Origin of the sequence: Acetoanaerobium pronyense, assembly GCF_017874355.1 — a bacterium.
Taxonomy (GTDB): domain Bacteria; phylum Bacillota; class Clostridia; order Peptostreptococcales; family Filifactoraceae; genus Acetoanaerobium; species Acetoanaerobium pronyense.
Genome location: NZ_JAGGLI010000060.1, coordinates 1 through 5,555, shown reverse-complemented (window position 1 = coordinate 5,555; position 5,555 = coordinate 1). Strand labels below are relative to the sequence as shown.

The 5,555-nt window shown below is 37.8% G+C and carries 7 protein-coding genes; 3 read left to right on the top strand and 4 right to left on the bottom strand.

All coding sequences use genetic code 11. The features are described 5' to 3' along the window. Positions 1 to 528: 528 nt before the first annotated feature. The 4 genes from J2Z35_RS14305 to J2Z35_RS14290 form a co-directional block, all read right to left on the bottom strand. Positions 529 to 1,854, bottom strand: a complete 1,326-nt coding sequence (locus tag J2Z35_RS14305) for a recombinase family protein (protein ID WP_209662080.1) — start codon at positions 1,852 to 1,854, stop codon at positions 529 to 531. 288 nt (positions 1,855 to 2,142) lie between these two features. Then, positions 2,143 to 2,544 carry a hypothetical protein gene (locus tag J2Z35_RS14300; protein WP_209662079.1) on the bottom strand — a complete coding sequence of 134 codons (402 nt, stop codon included), beginning with the start codon at positions 2,542 to 2,544 and terminating at the stop codon, positions 2,143 to 2,145. Positions 2,545 to 2,599: 55 nt separating this feature from the next. Continuing rightward, a complete protein-coding gene (locus tag J2Z35_RS14295) occupies positions 2,600 to 3,967 on the bottom strand; it encodes a site-specific integrase (RefSeq protein WP_209662078.1) in 1,368 nt (455 codons plus the stop codon). Positions 3,968 to 4,079: 112 nt separating this feature from the next. Then, positions 4,080 to 4,658 (bottom strand): helix-turn-helix domain-containing protein, encoded by a 579-nt coding sequence (locus J2Z35_RS14290; RefSeq protein ID WP_245330934.1) that lies wholly within the window; start codon positions 4,656 to 4,658, stop codon positions 4,080 to 4,082. 163 nt (positions 4,659 to 4,821) lie between these two features. Between J2Z35_RS14290 and J2Z35_RS14285 the strand changes: the two genes are divergently transcribed. From J2Z35_RS14285 to J2Z35_RS14275, 3 genes are read left to right on the top strand one after another with little or no spacing between them, the layout of a single operon-like run. Continuing rightward, complete coding sequence (locus J2Z35_RS14285) at positions 4,822 to 5,025, top strand: hypothetical protein (protein ID WP_021150161.1); 204 nt, start codon at positions 4,822 to 4,824, stop codon at positions 5,023 to 5,025. After that, complete coding sequence (locus tag J2Z35_RS14280) at positions 4,976 to 5,206, top strand: hypothetical protein (protein WP_021150162.1); 231 nt, start codon at positions 4,976 to 4,978, stop codon at positions 5,204 to 5,206. Before J2Z35_RS14285 ends, J2Z35_RS14280 begins: the two co-directional genes overlap by 50 nt. Next, complete coding sequence (locus J2Z35_RS14275; protein WP_156179546.1) at positions 5,184 to 5,342, top strand: hypothetical protein; 159 nt, start codon at positions 5,184 to 5,186, stop codon at positions 5,340 to 5,342. Before J2Z35_RS14280 ends, J2Z35_RS14275 begins: the two co-directional genes overlap by 23 nt. Positions 5,343 to 5,555: the final 213 nt, after the last annotated feature.

The window sequence follows — 5,555 nt, the reverse complement described above, 5'->3', positions numbered from 1 at the left end:
ATTTTCACCTAATAGGTGTAAAAGGCTACGCCTTTGTAAAGCTTACGCTTAAATGGTTTTAAAGATTTTAAAAGAAATGTATGAATAATTCAGGATAAATTCTCTAATCCTGTGAATTTTTCTTTTTAATCTTTTTATCGAACATATATTTACATAAAAAAGTTTTCTATGGTACAGAAAGATAAGCAAAAAAAGCACATGATAAGTTCAAGTATGCGATTTAATCTGAAGAAATGTCAAACTTTGAAAACCTGAGGCCTAATGAATTAGCTCAAAACAGATTGCCTCAATTAGTTTCGTGATCTAATCCATATTCAAGCTACAGCCAAAAGAATGGGCCATAGCTCTATAAATACAACTATAGAAACATATATCCATAGTATGGATGAAATAGATAAAGAATCTGCCATTCTTCTTGACAATATGGTGTCTAAAATCAAAGCTTAAATTCAAAACTTGTCCTAAATTTGTCCGCAAAATGATTTTGTATATTATTCACAAGGGTTAAGCCTTTGAATTCACTAGCTTTCACGAACTAATAATACAACTGATTCCACATGTGGTGTTTGGAGCGTAAGTGCATGCTACTTGTTTCTCGTTTTTTGCGTAAGTAGACAGATTTTCTTCTTCCATTATAGCAGATGAATTTGAGACTTTCTTGTAGAATTCTTCATTAAATTTCATCCCTGCTTTGAATACAAAAGTGACTACATGTGGATTGGCATTTCCATCTTCATCTGTTGCTCCAATAACAACTTTATCAATTAAGCTATCCATGATATCACGATCAAACTCGTTAATTTCTATAACTTCAGAAATAACTCGTCTGAATTCTGTTATTCTCGTAGCAATGGATTCTTCTCCTTTAAATGATTCATATTTTTCATTTCTGTCATCATTTAGTTCTACTAACTCCTTTTCAATAACATTGTATTTCTTATAATAATCTGATTCACTGATTTTTTCTTCTAATCTCATATCTAATAAGTTCTGCGATTTTGCTTCTAACTTCTTTATTTTTGAAGTAAGTTCATTGACTTCATCTCTAAGCCTGTTTACATCAAGGGCTTCTTCTATATTTTTAAAAAACTCTTCAATATCCGTTTTATTATCTTTTTGAATCTTGTTATAGGCATTGACAAATGCATCTTCTAAAAAGCTTTCGTGAATGCCTTTAGAATGACTACATGTTTTTCTACCCTGCTTAATTGCCTTTACACATTGCCATGCCGGTTTTTCATGACTTGTACCATGATGCCAAATCCTTCTTATATAAGTCCCGCCGCAGAAACCACAGGTACACATACTACTAAAAGCATGCTTCCTACTATATTTTCTAGAATTGTGCTTTGAACCATGTTTACTACTTCTCATTCTCAAAATTTCCTGAGCTCTATCAAACAACTCATCAGATATAATTGGTTCATGATTATTTTCAATATAGAATTTTTCTCTTTCTCCCATATTATCTAAACGCCTGTGAGTGATAGGATCTACTGTGAATGTCTTCCCTTGAAGAAGATCACCTTTATATTTTTCATTTCTTATCATACTTCTTACGCTGCTTTCATGCCACTTCAAGCCCCCTCTTTTCGTCTTGTATCCAAGATTAGTAAGTTCTTTAGCAATAACAAAGCAGCCTGCACCTTCAACATATCTTCTGAAAATATATCGGACAATTTCTGCTTCTTCTTCATTTATGGAAATTGACTTTGTTTCTTGGTCATAGTCATAACCTAAGCAACCATTGTAACCAACCATCTCTCCACGTTTCATTTTCATTTTAAGACCCATGGTTACATTGGCTGAAATAGATTCACTTTCTTGCTGAGCCAGTGAACTTAGAATAACCAAAAGCATTTCTCCGTTCATGGTCATTGTATTAATGTTCTCTTTTTCAAACCGTCAAAAGGCATTTCGTATCGTTTAGTAAAGTGCTATAAACCGCTTATTGTCTGGCTTTGTTGAAATGAGATTGTGTATTGTTCATTTTCGTTTTGGGGTTTATTGCTGCTTAAAACACCAAGTAAACACCAAGATTCTCGCCATATGCACACTTCTAAAAAATAAATGTGCTGCAAGGCTTTTAGTCTCCTTACAACACATTCTGAAATGCCCAGTGTACCCGATTTCGGTACACTTTTATTTTTGTTTTTTAAACCAGTTAATAATACCTCTGGCATCTTTAATTTCTTTAGTATTCCCTCCACTTTGACCATCATCATCATGATATTTATATTCCTCACGTATTCCGATATCTTCAGTAAAAGTAGATGTTTCTTCTTCCCAACGAGTATATTTCCCGTCTGAACTCCATCCATCATAACTACTTTTTTTCGTTTTTGACTTACCCTTATATTCGTCATCATAGTTATTTACGAAATCATGAAGGAAATCTACTTCTTCATCTTTTAAACGACTGTTGCTAGTATCCAAGTGTTTACTAATTAGATTCTTCTTTTCTTTTTTCTCTTTGCGATCCATTAAATTTCTCCTTTCTTTAATTAACATACCAAGTTGTGCACTGCTTGCATTTCCGTTCAAATCTTTTGCTAATATTATACCATGTTTTGTCTAACAATTCTGATAAAAGCACTTTTTATATCACTCCATCTAAAGCATCGCTGATGGCACTTGCCACTTTTTCGGCTGTGGAATTATAAACGTGAGCATAAATATCTTCGGTAGTCTTGGTGTTGGAATGCCCAAGATGTTCTGAGATGAACTTCACCGGTACTCCTGCGTTTATCAGTAGGGATGCATTGGCGTGGCGAAGGTCATGAACATGAATGTCTGGCAGGTCATGTTTCTTCAGTAGCTTTTTCAGGGTGATGTTCAAATACCCGCCACTCATGTACTCACCTTCCATACCAGTAACCACTGCGCCTCTGTCTATCCATTTTGACCCTAGCTCTTCACTGCGCTTCTCCTGCCATTCTTTATGTTCCTTTAAGATGGCTTTCAGTTCTGCAGGAATGGCAATGACTCTTAAACTGGATTTGGTTTTCGGGGTAGAGAGCTTATACTGACCATCTGCCCGGTAAAGGGTATAGCGGACAAAGATTGTTCCCTTCTCCAAATCAACATCCTTCCAGTGAAGCCCACACAATTCTCCCGATCGCATTCCGGTGTAAATCAGCGTGGCTAATCCTACTCTGGCATTGGGGTTTTGAAGTTCATCCAAATAGCCAAGGAGCTGCTTACATTGGTCGGCATCGAGAAAGTCTCGTTCTTTCTGTCTGCCCCTAGGAGATGTAGCATGAACCACTGGGTTCTTCCAGATAATATCCTTCTTCAAAGCTGTGTTGAAAATGGCTGAGGTAGCAGTTCTGATTCTAGCAATGGAGGTGGATTCGATTCCCTGCTCCGATTCCTCTCTTATTTCTTCTACAAATAGATCGTTTAGCTTTTTTCCAAAGGCACTGGCTATTTTTTCAGCGGTTGCTTTTCTAATGTGTTCCCCTCTTGCAGCTCTCTTAATAGTGTTTAATTCAACACCAGCTTTTCTAGATGCAGGTCTTCTCGTTCCATCTTCTAAAAGACTAGGGTCTTTCATTATATAGTACTTGCTGGTCTTTCCTCTTTTGTGCAGATGATTCAGCATCTCATCGATCCTTGCTGTGGTGATGTCCTTCAGTTTCAAATGCCCGATGTAGGGAAGTACATAATTGTTCATAAGAAAGATGTTGGTGAGTAAGGTTCTCTCTTTAAGCTTATGTGGTGCGATCTGTTCAAAGTACCACTCCACCAGTTCTGAGAACCGCATATTTTCATCAAAATTGGTCATGCCCATGCACTTCTTCTCAAATTCATAAGCAAAGGATGTAGCAAGCTTTTCTGCCTTGTTCTCACTGACATTTCTCGGTGGCTTAAAGGTAGTTGTCTTTCTGATCTGTTTACCTTCCATGTTGTAGCCAAGAGAAACCATAATTCTGTAGGTATTTCCCCGTTTTTCTATACTTGGCATTGTGCCTTCCTCCTTCCTTAAATAATGTAGGGTTTATGGAGAACTCATTCTCCTATAGTATCTATCACTCTACGGGGGTGAATAGTCAAGTGAATAAACCCCAAGTGTGGAACTATTTATCCGATAGGTGCAGCCCCTGTTTCTCCAGTTCCTTCTTGATAAATTCCTGAACATAATTGTTTAAGTCCCATTCCCAATAGCCCTTCACATTGAGTCCTGACATCATCTTTTCTAATTCGTCTGGTGACAACTGGGCGAGTTTTTTTAGTTGCTCAATTTTGAGCGACAAATCCTCGAGAAACTGAAAAAAGTCCACACTTGATAACAATTCATCCAGCATGGGTATCACCGGTGAAGCTGATCCCACTTGATCATCCTTATGCGCTCTCTTAATCAGATTCACTGCCCCTTCTGACAGTCCCAGCTGCTTGTGAAGCTCCTTATTCTCAGAACTTACACCAGTCAATAGATAATCGGTAGACACATCAAAGTATTCTGCAATTCTAAATAGGTTCTCTGCTGTGGGCTGAGTCTTTCCATCCATATATAAGCTTATGGTCTGTGGTCTTATTCCTATCGCCTTTGATAAAGCCTTCTGCGTTGTCTTTTCTCCTGTATGGGGATGTTCATCCATGATCAGCCGCATGGTTTGTGCTAGAGGATTTTCATATCCATTAAATAGTTTTTCCATCCTTTCCACTCCTCCTAAAATACGATTCATCTGAACTTTATTGTATCAGTTCGTTTTTGCTTGTTCTTTCGTTTTATCTGCGTTACAATAACTATATCAGATAAAACGCAATCAAGCAAGCGAAAAGTAAGCGAAACAGAACTTTTTCAAGGAGGTGGATCAAATGGATAAGAAATCGCTTGAAGCACTGGCTAAAGAAGAACGCTTGAGATACTTCCGGGAGTGGCGAAAGAAGAATCCTGATAAGGTGAAACAACACAACAAGAACTACTGGGAGAAAAAAGCCAAAGCAAAACTACTGAAGGAGGAAAAAGCCCATGATACCAAACAAGAAACCAACCATGCTGACAATAAGGGAGACAGCTAAGACAGGCATCCTCCCGGAACACGCACTAAGGCTTCTACTTAAAGCAGGCAAACTGCCGGCAATCTTTGTTGGCAAGAAAGCCTACATCAATTATGAAAAACTGTGTGAACAATTAAGCCAGCTTGATGGCTCTGAAAAACCGGAAGGAGATGATGTGTATGGATATCCAAATGGAATGTAAAAACTGCGGACAGGTGCGATTAGCCAATCTGGATGAAATGATCAGAGTGCTGATTGATACTTGTGACAACGATTCTGTCTATGCCGGGTTTTTCTGCCAGGATTGTGCAGACGAACTGCTGGATGACGATTTCTAAGAAAGGAGGTAGGCGGCTATGGAACTACAGAAATTAAAACAACAACAGATTTGGGTATGCTGGCGCTATGAAGAAGATCAAAACAGCCGCCTTACCAAAGTCTTATACAACACCAAAGTGGATTGTCAACACTTATTAGGACAACTTTTTCTCGGACAGAAATGCCTTGTATTCAATAGGACTAAGATATCCTAAAGAACTATGAACCCTAAA